Below are 1,281 nucleotides of genomic sequence, written 5' to 3'. Positions count from 1 at the left end.
GTCTGAACCTGTTCAGACACCTGTTTCGGAGCCCGTTTCCAGAGCGGTAAACTGACGATCAAGATAATCATCAAGACAAGTTGCAATGCACCGACGACGAGGTAACCTAAACGCCAGCCGGAATCGAGCAATACACCAGCCATGATGAGCGGACCAGCCGTCGCACCGATGCCCCAAAAGCAATGGAGCCAGTTCATATGATGCGCTTGATAATGGGTGGCAACGAAGTGGTTTAACGCCGCGTCGACGACTCCAGCACCGAGTCCAAGCGGGATCGCAAGGACGAAGAGCCAAATCAAGGACGGAGCAACGTAAAAACCAATCAATGCCAGTGCCGTCAAACCGGCAGAAACTGCCGTGATCCGACCCGTTGAATAACGTTCGATCAGACGACCGCTAAACAGACTCGAAACGATCGTTCCGGCAGCAATCGTCATAAAGAGCCAACCTGCCATGTCGAGCGGTGCGTCGAGATCGAGCCGCATCACGGGCCACGCCGTACCGAGTAACGCATCCGGCAGACCGAGACTGATAAAAGCGAGATAAATCAAAGGTAATAGTAGACGGGTCATCGGGCGAGACCTCCTAACGGAATTTGTTCAATGAATGACTGGATGCTCAGTTGCATCAAACCATCTAAATAATCGGTTTCCCAGTCGCCTTGCCGCAACTGAGGTAATTTGTCGAGCGGAAAGCGCTTGGCGCATCGTTCCGTCAGCCGAGCTAATCCGTCATCTGAGACATCGGACGACGTAAATAAGATGGCATCCGGATTCAAGGTGACGCTAAACGAGAGGATGATTCGACTTAACGCTTCATACCAGTCGTCAGAGTGTGGTGTAGTCGTCGCGAGGACTTGTCCGACATTTCGCTTGTCGTCAAACGGGATGAACGAGATCTCTCCAGCGAAGTGATGCGCTCCGCGGATGACATGACCGGAAACGGCGACGCCGGCTCCCGGTCCGTTCGTTCCGAGATACACATAGACAGTCGTCTCGTTATCAGAAGCTTGGGCACGGACCGCAGCGTTCATATCATTTTCGATGACGACGGGTCGCCCGAACCGTTCCGTCAGTTCTTGTTGCAAGGGGCGACCGTCTAGCGTCGGATAATCTGGGGCGAATAGGATCGTGCCGGTTGTATCAACGGCACCAGCGACACCAATTGCAAGCGTTTGAACATCTGGATGATCGTCGAGTAATGTTGATAGCGTTTTCAATAAATGAGATACATGATCCGTCGAATCGAAGTTCAGGCGATCCGTTGCGATCAGATGTCCAC

2 protein-coding genes are annotated in these 1,281 nt (G+C 52.8%); both read right to left on the bottom strand.

Translation table 11 applies throughout. The features are described from left to right. The coding region (locus F8N00_RS17985) for an MFS transporter (RefSeq protein WP_421018746.1) at positions 1 to 572 on the bottom strand (572 nt) is incomplete at its 3' end. Next, positions 569 to 1,281: ROK family protein (locus F8N00_RS17980; protein WP_421018745.1), on the bottom strand; the 713-nt coding region annotated here is incomplete at its 5' end. The genes F8N00_RS17985 and F8N00_RS17980, both read right to left, overlap by 4 nt.

Source organism: Exiguobacterium sp. A1_3_1, from assembly GCF_048985645.1.
In the GTDB taxonomy this organism is placed as follows: domain Bacteria; phylum Bacillota; class Bacilli; order Exiguobacteriales; family Exiguobacteriaceae; genus Exiguobacterium_A; species Exiguobacterium_A indicum.
This window is presented reverse-complemented; position numbering and strand designations above follow the sequence as displayed.